This window comes from Senegalimassilia sp. (assembly GCF_977052095.1).
In genome coordinates this window covers 64937-89559 of the sequence record NZ_CDRSTZ010000002.1, presented here as the reverse complement: position 1 = coordinate 89559, position 24623 = coordinate 64937, and the positions used below count along the sequence as shown (strand labels likewise).

Annotated in this window: 19 protein-coding genes; 3 read left to right on the top strand and 16 right to left on the bottom strand. The window is 53.8% G+C overall.

Going from position 1 to position 24623, the window contains the following annotated elements; translation table 11 throughout:
* Positions 1–50 precede the first annotated feature (50 nt).
* The gene (locus ACWI6D_RS00955) at positions 51–2051 is read right to left on the bottom strand and encodes a DUF6541 family protein (protein WP_449133330.1); all 2001 of its coding nucleotides are present in this window, start codon (positions 2049–2051) and stop codon (positions 51–53) included.
* Positions 2052–2456: 405 nt separating this feature from the next.
* On the opposite strand from ACWI6D_RS00955, the gene ACWI6D_RS00950 reads away from it, so the two are divergent.
* Positions 2457–3335, top strand: a complete 879-nt coding sequence (locus ACWI6D_RS00950) for an acyltransferase (RefSeq protein WP_449133329.1) — start codon at positions 2457–2459, stop codon at positions 3333–3335.
* 124 nt (positions 3336–3459) lie between these two features.
* On the opposite strand, the gene ACWI6D_RS00945 is transcribed toward ACWI6D_RS00950, so the two are convergent.
* The 10 genes from ACWI6D_RS00945 to ACWI6D_RS00900 all read right to left on the bottom strand — a co-directional run bounded on the left by ACWI6D_RS00945 (position 3460) and on the right by ACWI6D_RS00900 (position 16352).
* A complete protein-coding gene (locus ACWI6D_RS00945; RefSeq protein ID WP_449133328.1) occupies positions 3460–4617 on the bottom strand; it encodes an acyltransferase family protein in 1158 nt (385 codons plus the stop codon).
* 149 nt (positions 4618–4766) lie between these two features.
* Positions 4767–7373, bottom strand: coding sequence for a CDP-glycerol glycerophosphotransferase family protein (locus ACWI6D_RS00940; RefSeq protein WP_449133327.1), 2607 nt, complete (start codon positions 7371–7373; stop codon positions 4767–4769).
* Between the two features lie 68 nt (positions 7374–7441).
* Positions 7442–9496 carry a CDP-glycerol glycerophosphotransferase family protein gene (locus tag ACWI6D_RS00935; RefSeq protein WP_449133326.1) on the bottom strand — a complete coding sequence of 685 codons (2055 nt, stop codon included), beginning with the start codon at positions 9494–9496 and terminating at the stop codon, positions 7442–7444.
* Between the two features lie 96 nt (positions 9497–9592).
* A complete protein-coding gene (locus tag ACWI6D_RS00930; protein ID WP_449133325.1) occupies positions 9593–10768 on the bottom strand; it encodes a CDP-glycerol glycerophosphotransferase family protein in 1176 nt (391 codons plus the stop codon).
* A 3-nt stretch (positions 10769–10771) separates the two neighbouring features.
* The gene (locus ACWI6D_RS00925) at positions 10772–11794 is read right to left on the bottom strand and encodes a ribitol-5-phosphate dehydrogenase (protein WP_449133324.1); all 1023 of its coding nucleotides are present in this window, start codon (positions 11792–11794) and stop codon (positions 10772–10774) included.
* Complete coding sequence (locus tag ACWI6D_RS00920) at positions 11787–12515, bottom strand: IspD/TarI family cytidylyltransferase (RefSeq protein WP_302717636.1); 729 nt, start codon at positions 12513–12515, stop codon at positions 11787–11789. The genes ACWI6D_RS00925 and ACWI6D_RS00920 overlap by 8 nt, the downstream gene beginning before the upstream one ends.
* 12 nt (positions 12516–12527) lie before the next feature.
* A complete protein-coding gene (locus tag ACWI6D_RS00915) occupies positions 12528–13325 on the bottom strand; it encodes an ABC transporter ATP-binding protein (protein WP_129424984.1) in 798 nt (265 codons plus the stop codon).
* Complete coding sequence (locus ACWI6D_RS00910; protein WP_449133323.1) at positions 13315–14130, bottom strand: ABC transporter permease; 816 nt, start codon at positions 14128–14130, stop codon at positions 13315–13317. The genes ACWI6D_RS00915 and ACWI6D_RS00910 overlap by 11 nt, the downstream gene beginning before the upstream one ends.
* A 71-nt stretch (positions 14131–14201) precedes the next feature.
* Entirely contained in the window at positions 14202–15206 is a 1005-nt protein-coding gene (locus ACWI6D_RS00905) for an LCP family protein (protein WP_303250573.1), read from the bottom strand.
* 3 nt (positions 15207–15209) lie between these two features.
* Entirely contained in the window at positions 15210–16352 is a 1143-nt protein-coding gene (locus ACWI6D_RS00900; protein WP_449133322.1) for a glycosyltransferase family 4 protein, read from the bottom strand.
* 168 nt (positions 16353–16520) lie between these two features.
* Here ACWI6D_RS00900 and ACWI6D_RS00895 point away from each other — a divergent pair, with 168 nt between their 5' ends.
* Positions 16521–17648: a glycosyltransferase family 2 protein gene (locus tag ACWI6D_RS00895; protein ID WP_449133321.1), complete on the top strand. Its 1128-nt coding sequence runs from the start codon at positions 16521–16523 to the stop codon at positions 17646–17648.
* 14 nt (positions 17649–17662) lie between these two features.
* Here the strand turns inward: ACWI6D_RS00895 and ACWI6D_RS00890 are convergent, their stop codons facing one another.
* From ACWI6D_RS00890 to ACWI6D_RS00875, 4 genes are read right to left on the bottom strand one after another with little or no spacing between them, the layout of a single operon-like run.
* A complete protein-coding gene (locus tag ACWI6D_RS00890) occupies positions 17663–18706 on the bottom strand; it encodes a glycosyltransferase family 2 protein (protein WP_449133320.1) in 1044 nt (347 codons plus the stop codon).
* A 12-nt stretch (positions 18707–18718) separates the two neighbouring features.
* Entirely contained in the window at positions 18719–19693 is a 975-nt protein-coding gene (locus ACWI6D_RS00885; protein ID WP_449133319.1) for a glycosyltransferase, read from the bottom strand.
* Between the two features lie 29 nt (positions 19694–19722).
* Positions 19723–20985, bottom strand: coding sequence for a glycosyltransferase family 2 protein (locus tag ACWI6D_RS00880; RefSeq protein ID WP_449133318.1), 1263 nt, complete (start codon positions 20983–20985; stop codon positions 19723–19725).
* A gap of 11 nt (positions 20986–20996) precedes the next feature.
* On the bottom strand, positions 20997–22064 hold the full coding sequence (locus tag ACWI6D_RS00875) for a glycosyltransferase family 2 protein (RefSeq protein WP_449133317.1): 1068 nt from the start codon (positions 22062–22064) through the stop codon (positions 20997–20999).
* Between the two features lie 90 nt (positions 22065–22154).
* Here ACWI6D_RS00875 and ACWI6D_RS00870 point away from each other — a divergent pair, with 90 nt between their 5' ends.
* Complete coding sequence (locus tag ACWI6D_RS00870; RefSeq protein WP_449133316.1) at positions 22155–23183, top strand: acyltransferase; 1029 nt, start codon at positions 22155–22157, stop codon at positions 23181–23183.
* Positions 23184–23402: 219 nt separating this feature from the next.
* On the opposite strand, the gene ACWI6D_RS00865 is transcribed toward ACWI6D_RS00870, so the two are convergent.
* Positions 23403–24551 carry a LicD family protein gene (locus ACWI6D_RS00865; RefSeq protein WP_449133315.1) on the bottom strand — a complete coding sequence of 383 codons (1149 nt, stop codon included), beginning with the start codon at positions 24549–24551 and terminating at the stop codon, positions 23403–23405.
* Positions 24552–24623: the final 72 nt, after the last annotated feature.

Sequence of the window (24623 nt, the reverse complement as noted above, 5' to 3'; positions counted from 1 at the left end):
ACACAACGCATCGTCTACAACCGAGCACAACTGGCAGCGAATGTACCGCGCTAATCCCCTATTCGGTACAACCTCATATCGCCTTCGCTCAACACCAGCGAAAAGCCCGGAGTCTCCGGCGTAATGGACTCGATACCCGCCCAATCTTCTTCCTTATAGCGAAGATTCACAACCGTGCGGTCGTCACCCGACTTGTCGTCAAGCATCATCACGTAGTGCGCGCCCGCCTGCTCAACAGCAGCACGCACCTCGTCCGACGACGCGTAATCGCACAAGCGGGTGCGAATGAGCGAGGTGCGCTCTTCCAAACCAACCGGGCCCGACGTGCCCGCACGCCTAAAGTACGTGTTCACGCCCTCTACGCCATAAGCCCAACAACTGCCATCGTGAGGAAGATTGATCACGCAATCGTGGCCCGCAATCGACATGACGTTCTTCACGAACGCGTCCTCTTCGGACGTAAGCCCCTTGTTCCACGAATAGCGGCCGCTCACCTCTTTGTGAATCTTCATAAGCCCTGGCCGAACATCGGTGTTGCCGAACGCGAAATGCACGGGAGCGAACTGGCACGCCGTCAGGGCGGCAACCACAACAACCACGGCAATCGCCAAAGGACGGCGACCGTTCGCGCGCGCAGGGCGCACGCGCCCAACCAGCTGCGAGCCAAGCTCCACCAGCCAGGCGAAGCCCAGCGCGGCAAGCGGGATGGCGAACAGCGCCGTCATGGCGCCGGTGCGGTAATAATCGGTGTACCAGAAGCCCGTCAGCAACTGTTTGACGAAGCCGTCGGTGGAAACATCGATTACGTAGAACACAAGCGCCACCGCATATGCCACGGACAACCAGCGCAAACGCTTGTCCTTCAACGTCTTCGCAACGCCAAGCAGCACCAGCAACGTCAAGAAAGGCTGCACGCCTTCGCGCGAGGTGAACATGAACAGCAGGCCAGAAACCACCGCCTTAGGAATGCTGAGCGTCGATTTCCAGGAATAGGTGACAACGCTCTGCAGAGGCGGCGCAAGGAACAGCGCAGCCCATGCAGCGCATGCCGCAAGAAGCAAAACCACAGCAGTTGCCTTGCCCCGGCGGCTTGTGCTCGATCCCCTGTCCCACAGATAGGAAACGGCAAACAGCACCGACCATACGCCCAGCGTAAACGCCCCGTTCGGCTGCGCAAGCGCAACGGCCACCATGCTGCAGGCATAAGCGGCAATCCAAGCTCTTTTCGGCAAGCCGCCTTTGCCGGCAAGCCCGCAGATCAGCACGCCGAGGGCAGCAGGAATCATCGCGAACGAAAGCAAGTTCGAAAGCAGCTGGCCGTACACCACAAAGCCCCACGGAAACCCGCAAAACGCCGCCGAGAACAGCGACCCGCCGCACACGACCAGCTTATTGTCCGGAAACAGCGCCCTCATCAGGTAAAGTACGCCCAGGGGAAGCACAACCGTACACGTCACGAAAATCATGGCGTTCGTTGCCAGCGCCACCTCGTTGCCGACAAAGGACGCCACAACCGCAGTGACCACGTGCCAAGCCGCCGGGTAATATCCACCGGCATCACCAATGTCGAGGTACTTTGTGACGTTCAACGTAGAATACGTGCCCGAATCCAAGAACCCGCGGACAACGGAAAGATGCACCGTCGTGTCATCGTTGCGCGAAAACGAAGCCGGGGCGCCCATTGCGTGGAGGAACACAAGCGCAGCCACAAACACGGCAACGCCCACGTACAAGGCCACCTGCAAGCGCACATCGCCCAAAGCCGAAGGGTTGCTGCAAGCCGTACCACCTTTCGCGCGACGAACACCGCCGCAAACAGCAAAGACCAGCAGGCACAGCGCCACACAAGCAAGCAGCAGTACCCATGCACTGCACGTTATGCCGACGGCAAAGAACACAACGCCCAGCGCCACCAACGCAAACACGGAAAACGCCGGCGCCACCGCAACCGAGACGAATCGGTCAAGCCGCAAACCTCTGCCAACCAAATACCCCGGCACATACAGCACCAAAACCGCAACCAAAACCGCAAAACCAAAGGTCAACCACATACCCTATTCCCTATCAAAATGGTAAGCCCAACATGACTCACAGCGCAAATGGCAAGAAACTATCCGAAAGGAGAACTGCGTCACGAAAGATGACACCTAACTCAAATCGTTAGCCACTCATTTGTCCGTCAAATGCGTATAGCACATCATATACGCAACCTCATCAATATCATCATCGCGTTGCTCAACAAACTGAGGTTTGTCCGATTGGACTAAGCAGATAATCTGGTTCGCATCCTGCTCTGGTTCACCCTCTCGGCAAAGACACTTCCCCATCACTGTTTTGTTTCTAGAGGGATTACCTAGGAGAGTTCGTTAGCGACAGATGCGCCAATCAAATATCATCAACTACGCTAAACTAGCCAATGATACACTTGACTACCGCAGCGAAGCAAAGGAGCCCCCGTGAGCAAAACGACCGAACTCGGCGAGAACACAATTATCGGAAATCCTCTAGTTACCGATAATTGTGTAAAGTTCAAGGCAAATTCGCGCGGCAATATACTCTTTTGCGAAGACGGAACGGATCTAAGAGGCTCCACCATCACGTTTAACGGAGACAATGCACTCGTATACCTATCGAAGAATAAGCATCAATATAAACTCAGCGTGTCCATGAATAGAGGCAACACTCTTTATATCGGCAAGAACAACTACTTTAACGGCAAGCTGAACTTAATCCTCTCGGAACGAAAGCACATCGTGATAGGAGACGATGGACTATTCTCGTTCGGAATATGGCTCAGGACGGCCGACCCACATCTCATTTATAGCTGCGAAACGCACGAGAGAATCAATCCGAGCAAAAATATCCTCATTGGCGATCATATATGGATCGGTCAAGGATCCTTAGTTTTAAAGGGGAGCACGATATCCTCAGGAAGCATCATAGGCGCAAACAGCACCGTTTCAGGAAAGCTAGTCCCGTCAAACCAAAGCTGGGCAGGGGCGCCAGCCAAAAAAATTGCGGAGGACATATTCTTCGATGGCGCGTGCGTGCACAATTGGACTGAAGAACAAACGGAAGCTTCACGACTCTTTTCCTCCGACAAGTGGATTTTTACGACAGACCAAGCGGTCAGTCACACATCTACCGATGGCATTTTCAAAAAGCTCGACTTACTTCAGACCGCAAAAGATAGGCTAGATTACTTACAGAGCAATCCAAAAGAACTTCAAGGAAAATACCGCTTCGCAAATCCGAATCACGGAGCAAATATCCACACCAAGGTCAAAGCACAACGTGCTAGCTTTTTCTCAAGCTTACTAGGCAAGAAACATTAAATTGCAAATGGCTCACGAGCCAATGGAGCCATCCATTGGCTCGGTATCGTCAATAATTTAAACGTTGCTCAACCAGCCATCAACTCGATTATTAGCTAGGTTTACATCTGCACCACTAATCTCGCTATGCAGAAGGCTCATCGAAAAATAGCTTGCCATCAACCCGGTGAAATGTCTTTTCAATCCATTTCCAAATCAAATCGATAAGCAAAGAGGAGGCATAAGAGACGCCGAGCAAAAGCAGGAATACTAGTGGCGACCACTTTGGCAAATATATAAAGCTCTGGCACCAGTGATAGCAGAAAAAGCTATGAGTAAGCCAGATATTAGTACTGTGGCAGCCAATAGATTCGAAAGGCTTTCGGGCAATCTTACCCACTTTCGTCTCGAAAAGAATTACCAGGCAAAGACAAAAGACTGGAGCCCAAAGAAAATCGTAGCGCATGCCGACGTCAAGCTTGTAGCGCAAGACCACAAGACCGACCAGGCAGAGGAGAGAGCAAATAACCGCAAGGCAGCGCCCTACAAACTTCGATTTGATTCTCGAAAGCAAATCCCATCGAGCAAATAGACAGCCCATAACGAAGCAAGCTGACCACTGCATTGTCTGGTACAACTTTCCCCACAGAATGCTCTTTGCGAAATCAGACGCCCAATCAACATGGGCAAACGCAGGGATTAGCCACATAACCGCAGCATTCCATACACAAACCGCAAGCAAATCCACAGTAAACGAAGCAGTCTTTCTGTCGAAATACCGCACCATAAGAGGAAAGGCCATCAACAAGATAAGGTAATCGGTAAAGAACCACCACTCACCGTTATAGGTGATGTTTAGCCCAGTTGCATTCCAGAACAAAGCTGACAAGCTGGCACTAACGCGGGCATCGCCCAGAACGATTGCGACAGGAACGACAATGGCAAACACTTTAAGATAAGGAACGTAAAGACTCTTTACCTTGTTGAGTGCAAAATTGGACAGAGAGCAATTTTGCAACGAATCATCATTTCGATCGCCAGCGGCAAGCTTTTTCTTCTTAGCCTGGTACGACACCCATGTGCCATAACCGCCCAAAAACAGAAAGAGCGCCACACACATTTTGCCAAACAAACCAAGAATCTCAGCTGAATCGATTCCTAGCACAGAGAGAAGCGAAATGTAAGAGCTACCATCTTGAATCCTGTTAGGGAAAGCAAAAAGATGATGATACAGCATAAGAAGAATAGCAAAACCCTTGACGAGCTTAGTATCCTGTCGGCTAAATAACTTGCCAGAACTCACATAGCCCCCTGATCATCTTATAACCCCGAGCCAATAAGGCCACCTACAAACAAACCTTGCGGGTGGCCCACAACAAGCACTCCGAATGAATTGACTAGCTCTAGCTAATAAAATACCGAAATACTAGAAGCCGTTATCCAAGCTAAATACTAAAACTTCCCTTCATCAAGCTCTTTGATTCGCTCATACGTACGTTCGCAGCATTTCCCATCTCTAAAAGCAAAGAAACCGCTCATTCGTTTCGCGTATTCGTCTTCAGGAACAAAATTCCGAGCAGCGCAATCCTCAAGACATTTCAAAAGGGCTTCTTCGGTATCAACAACAGGTCCAAATCCGTCCCTCCTGTGATCGAAGTAGCCTTTCGAATAAGCCTGCATTCCCGAGAAAAACTCTTCGGAATCAAACTGGTAATAGAGACACTCTTTACCTAAATATGCCGTCTCGAATGCAGTTGACGAATAGTCGGTAATCATCATCTCCGCATCAACAAATAGCTGCTGGATTGATGCCCCCGTCTGATTGCCTGCGATTTCAATGTAGTCAGGAATAGAAAACGTGCCGTTCTCAATATAAGGAAATGTATTAGTATGCGGATAAAAGACGATATCCACATTTGCACTTTGGGCAATAGAGCGTAAAGTCGAACTGTTCAAAAACGATTCCCATTTCTTCTTATATTCAGATTTACCAAAATCATCGTTCAAAACACGAATATTGCCAATGCCAATCTTCTCGCCACTCAATTTATTTCTCCAGGTAGGCATAATGAGAATGCAGCGCCTCTTCGCAGTACGCCTTAAAAGAGCATCGTGTCTCGGAAAACCCGAAAGACACACCTGCCTAGGGGTCAGGCAATATGTAGACCCGGTATCCCGAATCGACGAATATTCTTGTTCTGCTGCAGCAATTAACAAATCAATGGGTTTGCCATTGATCCAACCCGAAATATTATTATGAGTAACACCATGTTGCAAAAAAATAAAGCGCTTAGACTTAAAGAAATTATCACCAAAATATGAGTGAACGAAGCCATCAGCATGGCTGCTGATAATGGTTGAGCATTTCCTTAAAATAGCCTCGTGCTCTTTTGTGCCAAAAGCAACAAGTGCAAAACCTTCATTTGAAAGTCTCTGCCAGTCCTTTGCTTCTTTGCGCAGCACAAAATATGCTTTCTGCTCAGGATGGTTATTCTTTACCCAGCGATACAAATGCTCGGCATTATCATCAGCCTGAGTATCCCTATCCATAAATAGCCAGATACTGCTGGAATCTTGCTGATATTCATTCCAACCTGTGCGATAGATGGTATTAACTTGAGTCATTTGGACATGATGCCCAGATTGCTTTCCCCTAATTGACAGCCTAAGCCCTCCTGCACCGTCTGTGACCTTATAGGACAAAGTACTGTTCGCTGCAGGTAAGGAAAACCAAGACATATATAGCGAATAGAATTCATTACCAAATAAAACGCGACTGACTCGCTTGACCTCAAGGGGCTCTAGCTGTTTTCCGTTACTATATAATTCGTAATCCATATTCAGAGAACGAATCTCGATCAATTTTGATTTGTAATCGATGCGCTCCACGTACATAATCTGCTCTTTTGGCCGAGCGCCCTTAAATGCAGTTGCACAAGCATATTTCATTTCATAATTAAGCCAACCGCCCGGCATGTCTTCGATATTTTCAGCGTCAATGTAGCTAAAAATCTTCTCGAGATCCTTCCAAAAAGTATTCTTTAATCCCTCGTCTTTAAAATGCTGAGTCCTCTCTTCGTGTCCGACCAGCTGCTTAAAATACCACTGCAAGTCATACAGAATAGTTTTTTGGATATAAAAAGGAACATAGCCGTATTCCTTTTCAGCATATTCAAGAAGGCCAATATAACCTTTTTCCAGAACAGTAGAAAATTTATCTGGGGTTTCCCAGGAAGAATCAAGAGTTGAAGTTCCGTTATCTCGCTTGCGATAATAGTAAATAGGTTTTCCCAGATAAGCCACACGACCTTCATGAAGAGAGAGCAGATAGCAATTGAGAAAGTGGGCATCTTCAAAATTAGGCTTTATCTCTTCATCGAACAGAGCATTCCCATCTCCGATCTCGCGCATTCTAAAAAAGGATTTACTAGCAGAAAGAGTTATCGGTAAGTAATCATCGGTAACATTATACAAAGAGACGTCATTCTTGAATTCCCCACGCAGAGGATGTCTGTCAAAATACTCATCTTTAGTCTCGTTGTAAAAAACAATGCGGCAGGTTACAAATTGAATATCAGAATGCGCCGACAACGTTCTATCTACTTCTTCGAAATAAGTTTCCGAGACAAAGTCGTCAGGATCTATAAAAGTAACCCAATCCGTATCAACATGAGCCAACCCCATATTGCGCGCACTAGCCTGGCCACCGTTTTCTTTGTGATAGTAATCAATAAGCTCAGGGAACCGTTGCTTCCATTTAGCTATGACTTTCGCAGAGCCATCGGTAGAGCCATCATCGACCATGATGAGTCTAATCCGCTTTCCATCAATCGTCTGTGAAGTTAGGCTCTCGAAAAAGGCGTCAAGATATTTCTCTGCATTGTAAACAGCAGAAACAACGCTATAGGTATACTGTCCTTCGTAACTATTCGGCTTGCAGCTAACGCCGAGCCTACCCTCAAGTCGCCGCCTCTGAATACGAAGTACGGTCGTTTTTGGAAGAACCTTCTTGGCTTTCTTGAATGCGGTCTTCTTCATTTTTTTCGCAAAAGCGTTCATATATCACACCTCGTACTCGGCAAAACACATTCAGAAATCGCTGACATATAATTCAGCAGCTAATGCAGTCAGCTACCAACATTGGCAAAGACATCCTTCAGCTTCTGCATAGTCAATTGTTCACCCTTATCAAGCACCATCCCAGTTTGCTCGATTACGCTTTGGGTTCGGGGGATGTCCCTGCTAAATAGCCTCTTCCACACGACCGCGAAGTCGTGGTCGGACCTCCCGAACTCTTCCTGCAAGTCCAAAACTCGCTGGTAGATCCTTATGCTCGAATGCGGGTTGTCCCAGGACGTTACTGAAGCCTGCTCATCTGCCGAATCGAACGAGACGTGGTAGTACGCGTAGTCTGCCGCCACTGAGATGCACTTCGCCCTTAAGTAAGCCTCGAGTACAAACGGGATATCCTCTGGCATATCGTTCGGGAATCTCATGTCGGCAACCAAATCGCGCCTAAACAGTTTAAGCGGCGCGAACGTCCAGCAGATTTTTGAGGTTGTGATGTCGGCGTTTGGCTGGTTGCGGTCGAACATGGACTTTGGTACTTCGCGGCCGTTTTCGCCCCACATCTTTACCAGCAGCACATCGCTTTCCCACTCCACGGCGTGATCGAGCATGCGTTCGATCGCCTCAGAACCCAACCAGTCGTCTGCATCAAGGAAGAACACGTACTTCCCCTGCGCCTTCTCCAGGGCAACATTGCGCGGCTTCGCGGGCGACCCCGACGCGACCTCCAGGCGTTCAACCTTGAACAGCGCAGGATAGCGTTCCTGATACATACACAGCGTTTCCCATGTTGCATCGGTGGAGCCGTCATCGGTTACCAGCACTTCCATGCGCTCGCGCGGATACGTCTGCGTGAGCAGCGAGTCGAGCGCCCTGGTCAGACGAGGCATAGCGTTATGCGCCGGAATCACGATGCTCACATCAATGCCGCTTGCGTCATGTGCCCGCAAAACGTCGGCTGCTTTCACGTTCGTCGCTTCGTTAAGCGGCGGCGCAAACACCTCGTTGTAGATGCGCACCGTAGCCTGCCCATCGCACGCGCTCATAAACTTCTTGCGGAACGCCGCCACCTGCTGCGCATCGAAGCGTTCGTCAACGTGTTTCACCCAGTCGATAAGCGACTTGTTGTCGCGAAACACCGGCCCCGGCGTCAACTCCTCGTACGGGTAATAGAAGCCGCGCCAGTCGCAATAATCGTCCAGGTCATACGCGAAAAATGCCATGGGCTTGCCGAAAAGCGAGTACTCGAACACCAGCGACGAGTAGTCCGAAACGCACACATCGGCAACGCACAGCAGCTGATCGATCGGCAAGCTGCGCGTAACATCGAATGCAAAGTCTTCGCAACCTGCGGGAATGGGCGGCAACTGCTTCACGAACGGATGATGCTTGATAAGCAGCACGAATTCGCCGCCAACTGCAGCCTTCAGGCCGGCGATATCCAGCTGGTCGGGCCCTTCGGCAGAGGCAACACGGCCGCGAAACGTCGGCGCATACAGCAGCACGCGCTTGTCCCGCACCTGCGGAACAACGCTTTCCACGCTTTCGCGCGCGTTCGCCAAAAACTGCTGGTCAAAGAATACATCCGTGCGGCTTACGCCAAGCGGCTTGATGATTTCGGGGCGATCTTGCAGCACCATGGCCTCTTCATACGCCCAAGCCACATCGGGGCTGCTAACGGTAACAAGCGAAAGGTTCTTGTAGAACGGATGGCGCAGAAGCTCTTTTCGGGTGCCGCCGAATTTCAGGTCGGCCGTGCTCATGCCCCACTTCTTGAACGCGCCGCATGCGTGCCACAGCTGCACGACGCGCGTTTCAGGACGCACCTCAATGCAGCTGACCAGATCGGAGGCATCCGCCAGAAAGACCACTTCGGCGCGGGAAATCTCGTGCAGCGCCCAGATGCTGTTCTTCAGATACTGCACGTACGACACATGATTTTGGTTGAGCGTCATATAGCGCGGATGCTTTCCGGCATCCAGCTCGAGCCGCTGGTACAGCAGCTCGAAGCTGTCGGGCATGTCCGTTTCCTTCGTCTCGAAAAACAGCACCCGACCAGCTGCAACCGGCTTACGCGCAAAATACTTGTAAGCAATCGGGAACGCAAAACTCAACGTCGCGTTCTTTATGAAGCGCTTTGCAAAGCGCTTGAGAAAACGCTTCATACTCCTTCTTCCACATCAATCCCACAGCAACGAATCGGGCCCGCTTTACCGCACGCACCCCGTGCTTCCCTTCGCGCACTGAATGGCGAATGTCGCCAACTCGCCGGCCGGATCCTCGGCGCAATTTGCAAACGAGTCTCCCACGAATCGCTGCAACTGCTGGTGCGGGTAAGCCGACGGCTCGGCCGCCCACGATGCAAGCATGGCGGCAAGCTGCTCCGGCGTATCGGCCACAAGACCGGGACACAATTCCAGCGGATCGGCGTTCAGACCAGGCGAAAGCCGATAATATTGTATGTCAGGAATATAGAAACCGACCAGCTTACCCAACAAATATGCTTCATAAACTATCGATGAGTAATCGGTGATCACAATATCGGCATCGATAAGGCTGACCGGCACGTCCCCACCAGCGTCTTTGCCCGCCGCAAGCGGATGCAAAGACCACGAAACCCGATAGCTTCCAGACTGAAACAGCTTGCCAGCCGCGCCGCGCAAGTCGGCAAACGGGTCAGCGGCTTTGTCGTACTTCCTGATGGTGGGCGCAAACAGCACCGTCGCCTTCTCGCTTGCGCGACTGGCGTCAGCCTGAGCCGCTTGACGCATATCGCAAAGCTTGCGGTATTCGGGCCTTCCGATGGGAAGCACGCGTTCAACCGGGCACGCAAACGCTTCGGCAAACGCCGTCCGCGCGCCTTCGCCAGAGCAGATCACCCACGAATTGTTCCGGTGAATCTTGAACGCGGCCGCCTCTTCCGCTGTATGACCCTCGGCAACGTCAATCGCCTGATAGCCGAACTTCTTGAATGCGCCGAACGCGTGCCACAGCTGGATGACAACCGGAACCGCAGGGAACTCGAGGTGCTGGGCGCCGCGCAACGCAGTGGGCTCGCACGTAAAATCGAGCAAGCTGATAACCGGGTCGTAGCGATCGATCACGCAAACCTTGCAGCGCGCAAGGTGATACAGCTCCCGAAGCACCAGGCCCGCATAGGCAAGCACCGACGACCTCTTGAAGTGCTGCGATAGGTAAACCGGCTGGTAGCCGCGCGCCTGGAACGCTTTCCCGCATTCCAGGTAATCATAAGAAGGTTCGCCCGACTTGCGGGACACGAACAACACCTCGTCCCGCCGCTTGATCAGGCAAAAGACGCCATACAACCCGCGAAACGCAACACGAGCAACGCCTGCGGCGACCTTTTTCGAAAAACGCAACGACATGGCCTACATGTCCCACTTCATGATGGTTTTCCCAGCGCTCTTGCGCAAATCCGCCTCGAACGCAGTGCACATGTCGGCAATGGAGCGTACGGGGAAAACGCCGCCGATAAGCGACTCCAGATACCTTGCCATGTCGGGATGCTGCTTGTACATTTCCACAACGCTGACGAAATCCGCGCGACCGCTGCGACTGCTGCCGAACAGGCGCAGGCCCTTTTCAAGCACCATGCGCGTGTTCACCGGCACGGGGTTTTCCGACACGCCCAGCAACGAAACGGTTGCCTCGGGCCTTACCGCGCCGATGATCTGCTCGATGGCAGCCACCGACCCGTCGCCGCCGCAGCATTCGAAGGCGTGATCGCACGTGCACTCGCCCGGCGCATCGTAGGTCAGGTGCGTTTCGTCGGCGAACGTGAAGTCGTTCAGCTTATACTCGTTTCGCCCATACACGCAAATCTGCGCTTGTGGATAGCGCATCTTCAGGATAAGCGAAACGATGAACCCCAGGTTGCCGTCGCCCCATACACCGATGCGGTCGCGCTTTTCGTGCGCGATGGAATCGAATCGGTTCACGGCATGGGCGGCAACGCTTACCAGCTCGGTGAACGCTGCGACTTCGTTGGGAATGGAATCGGGCAAGGCAACCACGCGTTCGGGCGGCAGCACCACAAGCTCCTGCATGAATCCGTCGAAGCCGCTGCCGCAGAACTTGCTGCTGCGCAGGTAGTTTTCCGCAATGTAATCGCTGGTCTCGCAGGGCGCGTTCGGCACCATGACCACGCGCGAGCCGCGAGCAAACGTGCCCGTTGCGTCCTTCACCACCACGCCGATGCCCTCGTGGATGAGCGCCATGGGCAGCTTCTTGGCAAGCACCTGCGGCGAGCGCGACCCCTGGTAGTAGCGGATGTCGGCATTGCACACGGAAAGATACGTGGGACGCACCACCACGCCCGCCGATGCGTTCAACTCCAGCTGAACCGGCTCGAAAACACGCGGCGCGGTGAGGCGATAGGCACAGCTAAGCACGGCAGCTTCCCATCAAAGCCGTTGCCACGCGCAAATCTTGCGGGTACGTGATCTTCATGTTCGAAACGTCGCCGCGCACAAGGGCAACCGCTTTGCCGCGCAGCGTGTAGATTTTGCACGCATCCGTCAAAACAGCTTCTTCATCAGGCGAAAGGCTTTCCATAAGCGCTTTGAGCTCAAGCAGCTTGAACGACTGCGGCGTTTGCCCTTGATACAGCTGGCTTCTGTCGGGAATGGACGAGATGACCTTGCCGTCAGCGCTTTGCACGATGGTGTCGGTTGCGGGTACAACGGTGTCGCAAGCTCCGCAGTCGATTGCGGCCTGGATGTTCTCTTCAATAATGCGATGGGACACGAACGGCCTGACGGCGTCGTGCGTGACGATGATGCTGCTATCGTCCACAGCATGGTTTTCGCACAGATAGGAGATGGCGTTGCGCACGGTGTCGTTTCTGGTAGACCCTCCGGCAATGACCGCAACATCTTGGCAGCAATCGGGACAATAGCGGCGCAGGAGGTCCTGCGTTTTCTGAATCCACGATTCAGGGCACAGCACCAGCACGCGCTCGAAAACGCCTTCGGCGCAGAACTTCTCGACGGTGTGCGCGATGATGGGCTTCGACCCCAGCATCAGGAACTGCTTGGGCTTTTCGGGGTTGCCCATGCGCGTTCCCGACCCGCCAGCAAGAATTGCCGCGTACACGTTGCGTCCGCTTTCCATGCGCTTCGCTCCTTAGTAGTTCTTCTCGTAATAGGCCGTTGCAGCTTCGATGGTGTCGTCGAACACTTTCTTGCCGTGGTCAAGCACGATGCCGCGGCTGCAGAATTCCTTCGCCGTGGAGCTGGTGTGCGTGACGAACAGCACCGTGACGTTCTCGTCCATCATGATCTCGCGGATGCGGGCGATGCACTTGCGCTGAAACGCGCGGTCGCCAACGGAAAGCGCCTCGTCGACCACCAGGATTTCCGGGTCGATGGCCACCGCGAACGCAAAGCCCAGGCGCGCCTTCATGCCGCTCGAGTACGTGCGCATAGGCTGGTCGATGTACAGGCCAAGTTCGGCGAACTCGATGATCTTCGGCTCAAGCTCTTTGATCTCGTTGCGCTTCAGGCCCAGAATCTGACCGCGCAGCGATATGTTCTCGCGTCCCGTCAGCTGCATGTCGAAACCCGCGGTGAGCTCCAGCAGCGCGCTGACGCGGCCTTTGACCTCGACATTGCCCGTTGTGGGATGTGTGACGCCCGTGACCATCTTCAGCGCCGTGCTTTTCCCGGCGCCGTTGCAGCCCAAAAACGCCACCGCTTCGCCCTTCTTCACCTCGAACGAAAGGTCGTCGCTGGCGTTGACGCTGCCCAGAAACGTGCCCTTCTTCTTGTAGTTGAAGATGCCCAGGAAGCGGCCGCGGTCGTTTTTGTACAGGTTGTACGTTTTCGTCACGTGATCGAAGCGGATGACCACCTCGTCGCTGACGCTGGTTTTGTGCTTCGCCTTCGCGTCGCCCAACGTTTTCTGCTGGTCGTTAGAGGACATCGGCCACCTCCTCGTTGAACTTCTTGTACACGAACAGCGCCAAAACAAGCGTCACCACGAACACCAGCGCAAAGCCTGCGCACAGCGTGGGGTCCTCCCAGAACCACACCTTGTCGTAAAACGCCCCGCGAAACGAGGTGACGAAAAACGTGATGGGATTGAAATACAGAATGGTTTGAATCCAGTCCACCGGAACGCTTTTCACGTCGAAAATGACGCCCGATAGCCAGAAGAAAGGCGTGGACATGGCGTTCATCAGGTTCTTCACGTCTTTGCTGATGGCCGACAGCTGGCTGAACATGATGGACACGATGTCCCAGAACACGAACATCAGCAGCAGCAAAACGGGCACTTGAAGCAAATACACGTCGAACTGCATGCCGCACGCCGCGTAGATTATGAACAGGGCAACCATCAGCATAAGCTGCACAAGCATGGTGGCGCCGGTGTAGATGGTGGAGATGCCGCTGAGCGGGAACTTGATCTTGTTGACCAGGTACGGGTAGCGATGCATGACGTCGATGCCGGCGCCAAGCATGTCCTGCATGAAGAACCACGGGATCAGGCCCGCGCACAGCCACAAGATGTACGGCGGCGCGCCGGCGTCTGCCGCGCCGCTGCCAACGCGCAAGCCGATGTCAAGCGCAAACCAGAAGCAGAAGATGTACATGGCGGGCTTGATGAAGAACCACGACCACGACAGCACCGCGCCGCGGCTTTTCTTCACCAGTTCGAACAAGGCAAGGCGGGCGATTTGCTTTCGCCACTCCCAGTTGTCCTTCAGTATTGTTCCGAGCGTGCTCACACAGTTCTCCATTCAAAACGCCCTGTTAGCAACCACTGATATTACCATAGCCATGCGCAGCGCATGTGCTGCTACGGCATAGCGGGGCCCTCAACGATGCCAGAGGGGTCGCTGCCGGAATCCACCGCGGCCATAAGGTCTTCCCAGGCCTGCGAATTCTGGTCGACCACCCACAACCCGCTGCTGTTCACGTCGCCCGTATACGGCCCCGTGCACGAGTACAGCGTCACGTCGTCTTTATGCAGGGCGAAATCGACGGCCAGGTACCCCACCTTGCTCATATCAAGGTTCGTGGAGGTGTTGCGCTTCAGGCTGACCAGCGCCTGGTCGATATCGCTTTCATTGGGCATGTTCAGCACGTTGCGGAAAATGGCGGCCTCGATTTGGCGGACGTTCGCCTGGCGCACGGCGTCTTGGTTGTCGGCATATTCCTTGCGGGCGCGCGCGAACACCAGCGTTTCCGAGCCGTCGAGGTGGCGGTTTTGCCCCTTCTGCACGGTGACGTCCTCGGCCGTTGAGGGGTCGGGCACTTTCACCGTGGCGGGGACGTCGACCGTCACGCCGCCTAAGGCATCGATGAAGTTTTCGAACTCGGTGAACGTGGTCATCATGTAGTAGTCGATTTCGACGCCCGTGAGCCGCTGGACCGCGTTGACGGTTTCCATGGGGTCGCCGTTGACAAGCGTATCGTTGATTTTGCTGCTTTCACCAGGCAGAACTGTGTCGCGCGGCACCGTTACCAGCATGATTTGGTAGCTTGCGGGGTCAACGCGCACAAGCGTGATGACGTCGGAATGCTGGTCGACCTGAGCATGATCGGACGCCTTGCCCGTGTACAACGCCGTGCCCTTACGGGAGTCGGAGCCGATCAGCAGCACGTAGAACGGGTCTTGCTGCTCAACCGCCGACAGCTGCACGGTGTCGGCAACCTGCCGCGGGCCGGCCAGCGCGCCGATGCCCAAGCACACCGCAATGAACGCAGCGGCGAACACCGCAACGCCCACAAAAGCGCGCGCAGCCATGCGCGTTGACCTGCGCTTGTCGTCTTCGCTGATACCGTGAGCTCCAGCTGCCATCGGCTACTTCACCTGCTTTCCCTGGCTATGCGGCAAACGAGGGCCCGACCTGCCCTTATTGTCGTAGTGGTGCCTCAGCACCGGCTTGAACAGGCCGAAGTACCAAATGATCGCGAACAACGCAACGGCCAGCAGCGCGATGATGCCGATTTGCACCAGGCCCGAGAAGCTGCCGATGAGGCACCCCGCCACCGCAAGGCACGCGGAGCACAGCCACAGCAGGGCAACAGAGCGCTTCTGGCTTAAGCCCGCACGCATAAGGCGATGGTGGATGTGGCCGAAGTCGGCGTGATCGATGCGCTCGTGGTTGCGCAGGCGGCGGACAACGGCGGACATGGTGTCCAGCACGGGAACGCCGGCGATGACCAGCGGCACCAGCATGACCACGAAGCCCTGCGCGCGCACCACGCCCGAAACCGAGATGACGCCGACCATAAGTCCCAGCAGATGGCTGCCGCAATCGCCCATGAACACCGATGCCGGGAAGAAGTTGTAGCGAAGAAACGCCAGGCACACGCCGATGACCGCCAGGCACACCAGGGCCATGGTGACGCTGCCGCGCTGCCACACGAGGAACAGCAAGCTGGAGCAAGCGATGGCGACGATGCCGGCCGCAAGGCCGTCGAGGCCGTCGATGAGGTTCGTGATGTTCACGAACACGACCAGGTACGCAACGGTAAGCGGGAAGTCAAGCCATCCCAAGCTCACATAGCCGCCGGTCTGCGCAAACATGGTGTGCACCATGCCGATGGACACGCCCGAAGCGGCAACGATGCACGCGGAGACAACCTGGCCCAGGAACTTCAGTTTCGGCGGCAGCTGCGTGACGTCGTCAACAAGCCCGACGGCGAACATGGCGCTGATGCCCAGGAACAACCCGATGTAGTTGATGCCGCTGAGCGTGTACAAGTCGTTGAGTTGCCAATCGAAGAACACCAGCCCGATGTAGGCGGCAAGAAATGCGGCGCAAAGCCCCAGGTACAGTGCGATGCCGCCGCAGCGCGGCACAGGGCCCCGGTTGACGCGGCGATATCCGGGCTGGTCGATAGCGCCAAGCGCGACGGCTATCCTGCGAGATAGCGGCACGGCGCAGTACGTGACGATAAACGCCACGCTAAACACTATGGCAACTTGAACAAAAGCCACAAGTTGGGACCTTGCCCCTTTCCATGCAGAGAACCGGTATTATGCAAATACATTTTATTATACTTTAAAGTAAACCTTACGATTCCTCAACGCATCCGCCACCGAGGAGCATTCGAACACCATCGGCAAACGTCACGAACGCTTGCATTCTTGAAAGGAGCGAGGCAATTGTGCGCACAGCTTCACAACGCAGCCGTTGACGTCATTGTTACCGCGCACAACATGGAATCCTGCATCGGCGCGTGCCTTGAATCACTTGAACGCCAGACGTTCGAGTCGCTGCGCGTTGTTGTGGTGGAAGACGGGTCGACCGACGGCACCGCGGCGATTGCGCAAGACTTCGCTGCACGTCACGCGCGCTTCTCCGTTATTTCCACAGGCGGGCTTGGCGCCGGCGGCGCACGCAACAAGGGCATGCAGGAAGTGCGCGCGGCCTACTTCATGATTCTGGACGGCGACGACGTGTTCCATCCCGACATGGTTGAGGCCCTGCACCGCGCAGCTGTAGACGGCGGCGCCGACATTGCCATCTGCGACATGCAGGAAATGGACGACGCCACCGGCGCGCTGACCCATCCGTTGTGGGCCCTCAAGCAAAGCCAGCTTCCCGCCGGAGGCGCGTTTGACGGATGGCGCGGCATGGACGGCAACATCTTCGCCGCCTTCATGGGCTGGCCGTGGGACAAGCTGTACCGCACCGAGTTCGTGCGCGAGCGCGGGCTTTCGTTTCCTGAAGACCTTCCCAACAGCGAGGACATGGTGTTCACGTACCAGGCGCTGGTGCTGGCGAAGCGCCTTGCCGTGGCAAACCGGGTGCTAGTGGACCACCGCATGGGGCGCGGCAGCACGGTGTCAAGTTCGCGCGAACGGGCGCCGCTTGCCTTCTACGACGCCATTTGCCGCGTGAAGGCGTTTTTGCGGGAGCGGCCCGATGGCACGTGGGAAAAGCTGCAAAGGGATTACCTGAGCTGGGCGTTCGACTGGACGCTGTGGAATATCGAGACCATGCCCGACGAAGGCACGCGCCGCATGATGGCGCGCACGTTGCACAATGGGGCGCTCGAGGCGCTGGAGCTTAAGGAGCATCCGGCATCGTTTTTTGCGGGGTATCCCCGCAGCATGCAGCGCTACGCCACGCTTATGACCTGGCTTGATGCAGATGCGCGCGACAACGGTCCGCTCGGTCGGCTTGACGCGCTGCCCTACGGCGCCTACAAGTTCTGGGACTTCATGAACCCCGCGCAGAAAGCGCTGGCCGCATGGAGGGAACGCCACCCGAAGCCAAGCGAGTGGTAAAGCGCGCAGCGACGTTACTCCCCCGGCTTAGCCTGCGGAAGCTCCACCAGCTTGCGGATTTTCTGCGGGATGGCGATAAGTGCGTGGCCGATGCGGTATGCGTGCGACGTTTCGTACTCGTCGTACACATGCCCCATGCTGCGCCACAGGCCCAGCACGTGCATGTCGAACGCCGCGAGCTCTTCGGTGGAAAGCCCCTTGCGATACGCAGCCACGTCCGCTTCATCGATCTCACGAAGATAGCGAGCCGCCACCTCGCGCGTGTCGGACGTCCGCCATGCGTAAGCTTCGCAGAATTCACGCGAGTATTCGCCAGCGTGTGCCGCCAGCCATTCTTGCATTCGTTGCGCCGTTACCGCCAAGCCGTGGACGTTGCGCATGGTCGGCCGCGTGGTCATGATGGAGCCTTCGCGCATGCGGCGCTGGTACAGCGGCTCGTTCAGAAACGCCACGCGCTGCGGATGTGGGATAAGCTGCATCTGGAACAGCACGTCCTCGTGCAGGATGCCGTCAAGAAAGCGCAGGCCACAGGTGTCAAGCAGCGCTTTGCGGACAGTGTATAGGCAGGCGGAGGGGCGAAACGCCTTCGTGCGCTCCATCAGCACGTACATGTCGGGGCCGCAATGCACGCCCCCAACGCTTTCGCGCACTTCTTGGTTCTCGTAGTGCTCCCTGCGAAGCTTGCGGCTTTCGTAGAACGACGCCGCGCCGAAGTACAGCATGTCCAGGTTGTCCGCCGTAATGCGCGCGTCCAGGCGCTCAAGCGCTTCGGGGGCATAGTAATCGTCACCATCCAGGAACATGATGAACTCGCCGGCGGCCGCGGCCATGCCCGCGTTGCGCGCGGCGGACAGGCCGGAGTTGCGCTCTAAGGTCAGCACGGTGAAGCGATCATCGCAAGCGATAGCGCGGCCGATGGCGTCAAGCGTGCCGTCTTGCGAGCAATCGTTGACCACGATGCACTCAAAATCGCCGAACGACTGGCTTTTGAGCGATTCCAGGCATTCGCCGATGTAGCGTTCGACGTTGTATGCGGCAACAACAATGGAGAATCTCACGAGTGGCCGTCCTTAGAACGAGTCCGGATGCGCCGCCGCAAACGCCTCAGCACCATCGCGAAGAAGCTGCTGCAGCAGAGCCGCGTCATCGGGCGTGAACAGGGAAAAGTCCAGCTCGCCCGCAGCGTTTGCTGCCTGGTATTCAGCAGCCACGCGCTGCGCGAAGGCCACGTGCTCGCTTTGCGAGATGCGCTCGTAGTTCCAGCGGTACTTCCCCCACTTGTCAACCGCAAGCCACGGCAGCAACACCGCCGCGCGCTCAGGGCGGCGGCGAAGGAACGCCTCGGCGTCGGCCACTTCGTCGCACACCGTGAACACCTTGTCGGTGGTCTTCGACGACGAGCCAGGGTTGTCCATACGGTAATGCAGCAGCGGCTTTTTGACCAGCGCGCATGTGCGGGCGGCAAACCACACCTTCAGGCTGAAGCCCGCGTCCTGGAATGCGGCGCCGGGCGTTTCGCGCAGGGCGATACCCTCACGCTCCAGGAACGACTTGCGGTACAGGCCCGTCCAGATGGACGGGATGGTGCACACGACGCGAGGCTGGTCGACGGAATCGAACGGGCGCCTATACGGCAGGCCGGCAAAGTTTTCCACCAGATGATCGGCGCCGTCGAAGTAGTTGTAGTAGTTGCACTTCACCGCGTCGGCGCCCGTGCACTCAGCAGCCTTCAGCAGCTTCTTGAACATGCGACGGTCAGGAAAATCGTCGGGCTCGACGATGCCGACGTACTCGCCCGCCGCCTGGGACAGACCCATGTTCAGCGACGCGCCGTACCCAGAGTTAGCCTTGTCGATCACGCGCACGCGCGCATCGCGGGCGGCATAGTCATGCAGGATAGCCGGCGAGCCATCCGTCGCACCATCGTTGATGCAGATAATCTCGATGTCACGCAACGTTTGCCCGCAAAGCGCATCCAGGCACTGCGGCAAAAACCGCTCCACGTTATAAACCGGAACCAGAATCGAAACTTTTGGAGTGGACACTTTGAATTGCTCCCCCATCAACCTAAGCGCTATCGACCCTCGAAGCCGGCAGCTTTCAAACCAAACTTGCTGTCGTATTCGATCTGGAGCAACTGCAGAGAATCAGAAAGCTCGCGCTCAATCCTCTCGCGCTCAACATTCTCCATCATATACTCCTGCATGCTTGAAGCAGGAAGCGGCAGCACGCCCTTCAAAGCCCGCTTGAAAGCTGCTAAGCGATCACCAAGCTTTTGCTTGTAATAAGCCTTTGAACCAGCCAAACGTTTAGCGAACCCATCAGCTAGCTCTTTAGTGCAACACCACGAAGCGCCTTTTTCGCGAGACTCTTGCATCGATAAGACGATTTTTGCGTCTATTCCGCCCATAGACATTCCAGCATCACGCAGCTCTGGAGCCACATCGAAAATCAACGTTAGCAGGGCATCCGAAGCCTCGTTCAATTCATCACGCAGGCCGCAACCCTCGCGATCCTCAAAAATCTGAACGCAATGAATATCGAACAGAACGAACTCCAGCAACCAATCGAGCATATGTTCAGGGTACTTATCAAGCAGCCCACGCTGCTTCCAGTCGGCAAAAATCGCCGAAGCAATCTTCAGGTGCCTCTTAACCTTCAGTATCCTATCGTGCGCAACGGACGACATTAATGAGTCGTCACGTATAACGCGATAGTAATACAGGCAATCAGAGATCAGCACCGTCTTTTTCGAGAGCGGATAGAGCAGGAAATGGAATACCTCGTCTTCGCCGAATCGAATGGCTTCGTTAAAGAATATCGATTCTCTTAACAGCAATTCCTTCTTAACGGCAGATCGCCAAATATAAGGATGCGAATTCTCCTCGAACAACAGAGCCGGATCAAATCCGTCATACACGACATCGCGAGTACTCAAGCATTTCGCAAGCCAAACATTGCCATCAAACGCCGGAAGGCACTGAGCACCAAAAGTTACAACTTCGGCATCGGTCTTTTGGAAGGTGTCGAAAACAACCTTGCAAGCATTCTTGTCTAGGCAATCATCGGGATCAACGAACATGATGTACTTGCCGCTAGCTGCACGAATGCCCGCGTTGCGGGCCGAGGACACGCCACCGTTCTCTTTGCTGATAACGCGAACGCGCTCATCAAGCGCCTCGTGCATCCTGACCACCGATTCGGAGCGATCCAGGGCACCATCGACAACGCAAATAATCTCGATGTCCGAAAACGTTTGAGCGCGCAAAGAATCGAGGCACAGGGATACGTAACGTTCGACGTTATAAACGGGAATTACAATTGAAATCAAAGGCATGAGAACTCCCTTTATCTCCTTATTTTCCGCCAAAGAGCACGTAAGACGAGCGAGGGGCCGCCGATGTGGTAAAACCGCACCAACTTCTTTCCATAGCCTTCTTCTTCCGGAGATTCACGCTGAGCATGAAACAATATCGGGTCAGTGAGCATGACAGCCAGGTCATCCTTTTTCCATGGATCAAAGATATCCAGGTCAACATACTGCGATTCGATGTCTCTCTGAAACTCTTCGGCAAATCGAACGATGAACTGCCTGCGCAGCGGTTCCGTCAAGCGCTCGTAATTCCACATGTACGTGTCGTATTTCATTTTTTCTTCAACAGCTTTAAGCGATGCCTTTTCGGGGTGGCTCGCAAGGAATCGATCCATCTCGGCGTACTCATCGCAAACGCAATATACTTTTGACGGCGAATTGATAGACGAAGATTCGTTGTCCTGCCGGTAATGGAGGATTTCGTCCTGAATGTAATACGCCTTCGTTGCGGTAGCCCAAACTTTAAAATTGAAGCTAGAATCCTGGAAAGAGGCACCGGGCGTCTCCAAGAAGCGAATGCCGTTATCTTTCAGGAAATCCCTTCGATACAGAGCGGACCAAATTGACGGCTTGAGATAGAAGATCTCCGTTTCGATCTGAGGGTTCACGAGATGCCCCGCCATATCGCTTGTCACGAGCTCAAACGATTCATTACGTTCTTCAGGCTTCGACCAATAGAACCAAAAATTAGCTTTTACCACTTCGGCGTCATGAGTTTCTGCGGCTTGATACAGTTTCTCCAGCGCATCAAGCTCAAAGTAGTCATCAGATTCAAGGATGGCAATATACTTGCCTTGAGCGGCATCAAGACCCTTGTTCATCGAAGCGCCGTAGCCGGAATTCGGTTTATCGATCATTCGAAAACGGGGATCTTCCGCCATATATTCCCGAATAATGCTTGGCGAAGAGTCTGTCGAACCATCGTTGATGCAGATTACCTCAATGTCTTCAAGCGTCTGATTCCGCGCAGAGTCCAAACACTGACGCAAATACTTCTCGACGTTATAAATTGGAACCAGAAGAGAAACCAACGGTTCGGACATGAACTTTCTCCTTAGCGTACGCCCATCCTCAAAGAACAATTGATAGTATCATACGTCTGCATCACAAATAGCAAACGCCAAAGGAGCAACATGCGCTTATACAAATACGATTTCGTAAGAACGGTGGCAATTTTCTTCGTTGTCGCCGTCCACTCGCTCTATTTCGTCGACCAAAGCAGCACGGCCTGCCTATGGATTTACTGGGCTCTACAAGCGTTGTTCCTCACCGGCAACGTGCTGTTTTTCCTCTTGTCGGGAAAATTCAATCTTCGTGAAAGAACCGATGATGCAGGCGTGAAAAAGTTTTATTACAACAAAATTCGCAATATCGTTTTGCCCATTCTTATCTTCTTCCTCATCAGATCGTTTTACGACCTTTATCCCTCGATTTCGGTATCGGAATTCGCAAAATACTTTATTAAGAACTCCTCGTATGGATTTGCAAGCACGGAATATTGGTTTGTTTTCTCGCTTATGGGATGCATCCTAGTTGCGCCTTTCTTAGCCCATGCGTTTGCAAAACTAACAAAGTTCGAACAAAAGACGTTCCTTACAATAGGCCTAGCCTTTAACCTCTTGACCATTGTTGCCGAAAACGCTGGCTACAGCTTTCGATGGGGATACCTCTTTTCAGGTTTTTCGTTCGCATTTTGCCTGGGTCAATATATCGAGGACTTCTTTACCCATCGAAACAAACGAATACTCGCCGCAGTCTCGCCTCTCTGCCTGATCGCAACTGTGCTTCTGATGAACGCAGGCATGACTTCAAACATTACTGACGTTTCCCCGATTTACACGATTTTAGCTTTGGGCGTTTACGCGCTGCTTTTGTTCCTCGGCGACAAGATGAAGCCCTCTAAACTCGTATCGTTCATCGCAAAACACTCATTTAGCATTTACCTTGTACATATGATGATCCTCATCCCGCTCAAAAACACGCTGCCGATTTTACCTGGTGCAACGTCTTTTCTGATGTTCATCAGCATCACGCTATTTGTATTTGTAGCTTCAACTATCGCCGCATTCTTGATTGACTCGACCATCATCGAGTTCACGAAAAAGCTATTCGACCGATTGTTCAAGCGCTTCTTGCCCAAGCAAGACAACAACGCCGCATAGCAATGACGCTGCGCTGGTTAGCCTCACCAACGCAGCGTCATCGTGCAACCATTAAGCAACTCTCGCACCGAGCGATTGCCGCAATTTAAATATAAGCACAATCGCTCGGCTACTTATGCACTTGACAGCATGCTCGCATCGCCAATCGCTTGCGCATTCTCCTGCCGGCACAGCCTGCAAATTCAAAGGCCGTTTGCGGAAACAAAAGCCCGTCAAGCCTTAATGCTCGCGCAGTTGTCTCGTTATAGCGGCTTTCGTCTCCTCTTTTGCAAGAGCGCCGCTTGGCACATGACTATAATGCGAATGAATATCCTTCGGCAAGCTCCATATATCACCGTAATACCTAGATAGAATCCCCAGATAATCTCGAGGCACTGAAACGGCAGCGCCCGCAAACGGTAAACGTTCTACAGGAAAGATATCCTTTATGTCGTAGGACAAAATTCCATCGTTGCTATCGCAATAATTCTCGATAGAAAAAGTGATGCCAGAACAATCCTCGCAGGATGCGCTAGTAATGTTTATGCTCTCCGCCTTTGCCCGATAAGAGCGGAAGACGTCCCAAACATCCTCCGAAAGCGAGCTTTTGTCATTAGCGTCCAGAATTGGATTATCACGGTTCCAGAAAGCAAGCTTATCCGCTGAGTTCATCTCGTCTATCATTGATTGCCTCAAGGAAAGCAAATCGCCAAACACCTCAGCGCCATATCGTTTGGAGTAATCAAAAATGAACAAATCGATGAAACAAGGGTTGTCGATATCACGGTACATAAAACGGAGCTGCCAACAATGCGCATGCCAGTCAAACGCACTGCTGATGCGATATTTATCACTGGCTTTTGTAACGTGGATTAATTTTTGAATATCCCCGCGCATCATGCCAACGTCCAGATCATCATCCCAAGGAATAAAACCACCGTGGCGGACCGCACCAAGCAATGTGCCAAACATAAGCCAGTATTGGACGTTGTGCTCCCTGCAAAATGAATCGAATTCGAAAAGGAGACGCGAATTCCCCTGTTGGAGCAATCGCAAATCACCCTCAGCCTCAGGAAGGGTTCCGAAAAACCTTCTTTTTGTCGATTCGAGCGATTCCCCATCTTCTTGCATGATATTCCATAGCATCATTTTTGCATGCGTGTCATGAGCGTCAAAATCATCCTTTAACGAAGACGTCGATGCCGAAACCAAGTCACCCAATTCACTGCAGAGCTTTTGCAAATCCATATTCTGCTCACGAAGCTTCCAAACTTCATCATTGAGAACCCTGACATCATTTCGGAGATCAAGCACTTCTGAGAACAATGCATGAAAGGAGCGCGACGAAGGCGGAACAAAACGACTAATCGCATCGTGCAACAAACCCATAGCTATCTATCCTCTCGAGTCGAACCATCCTATTACGATACGCTCGGATAACGTCAATAAACGACTATCCCA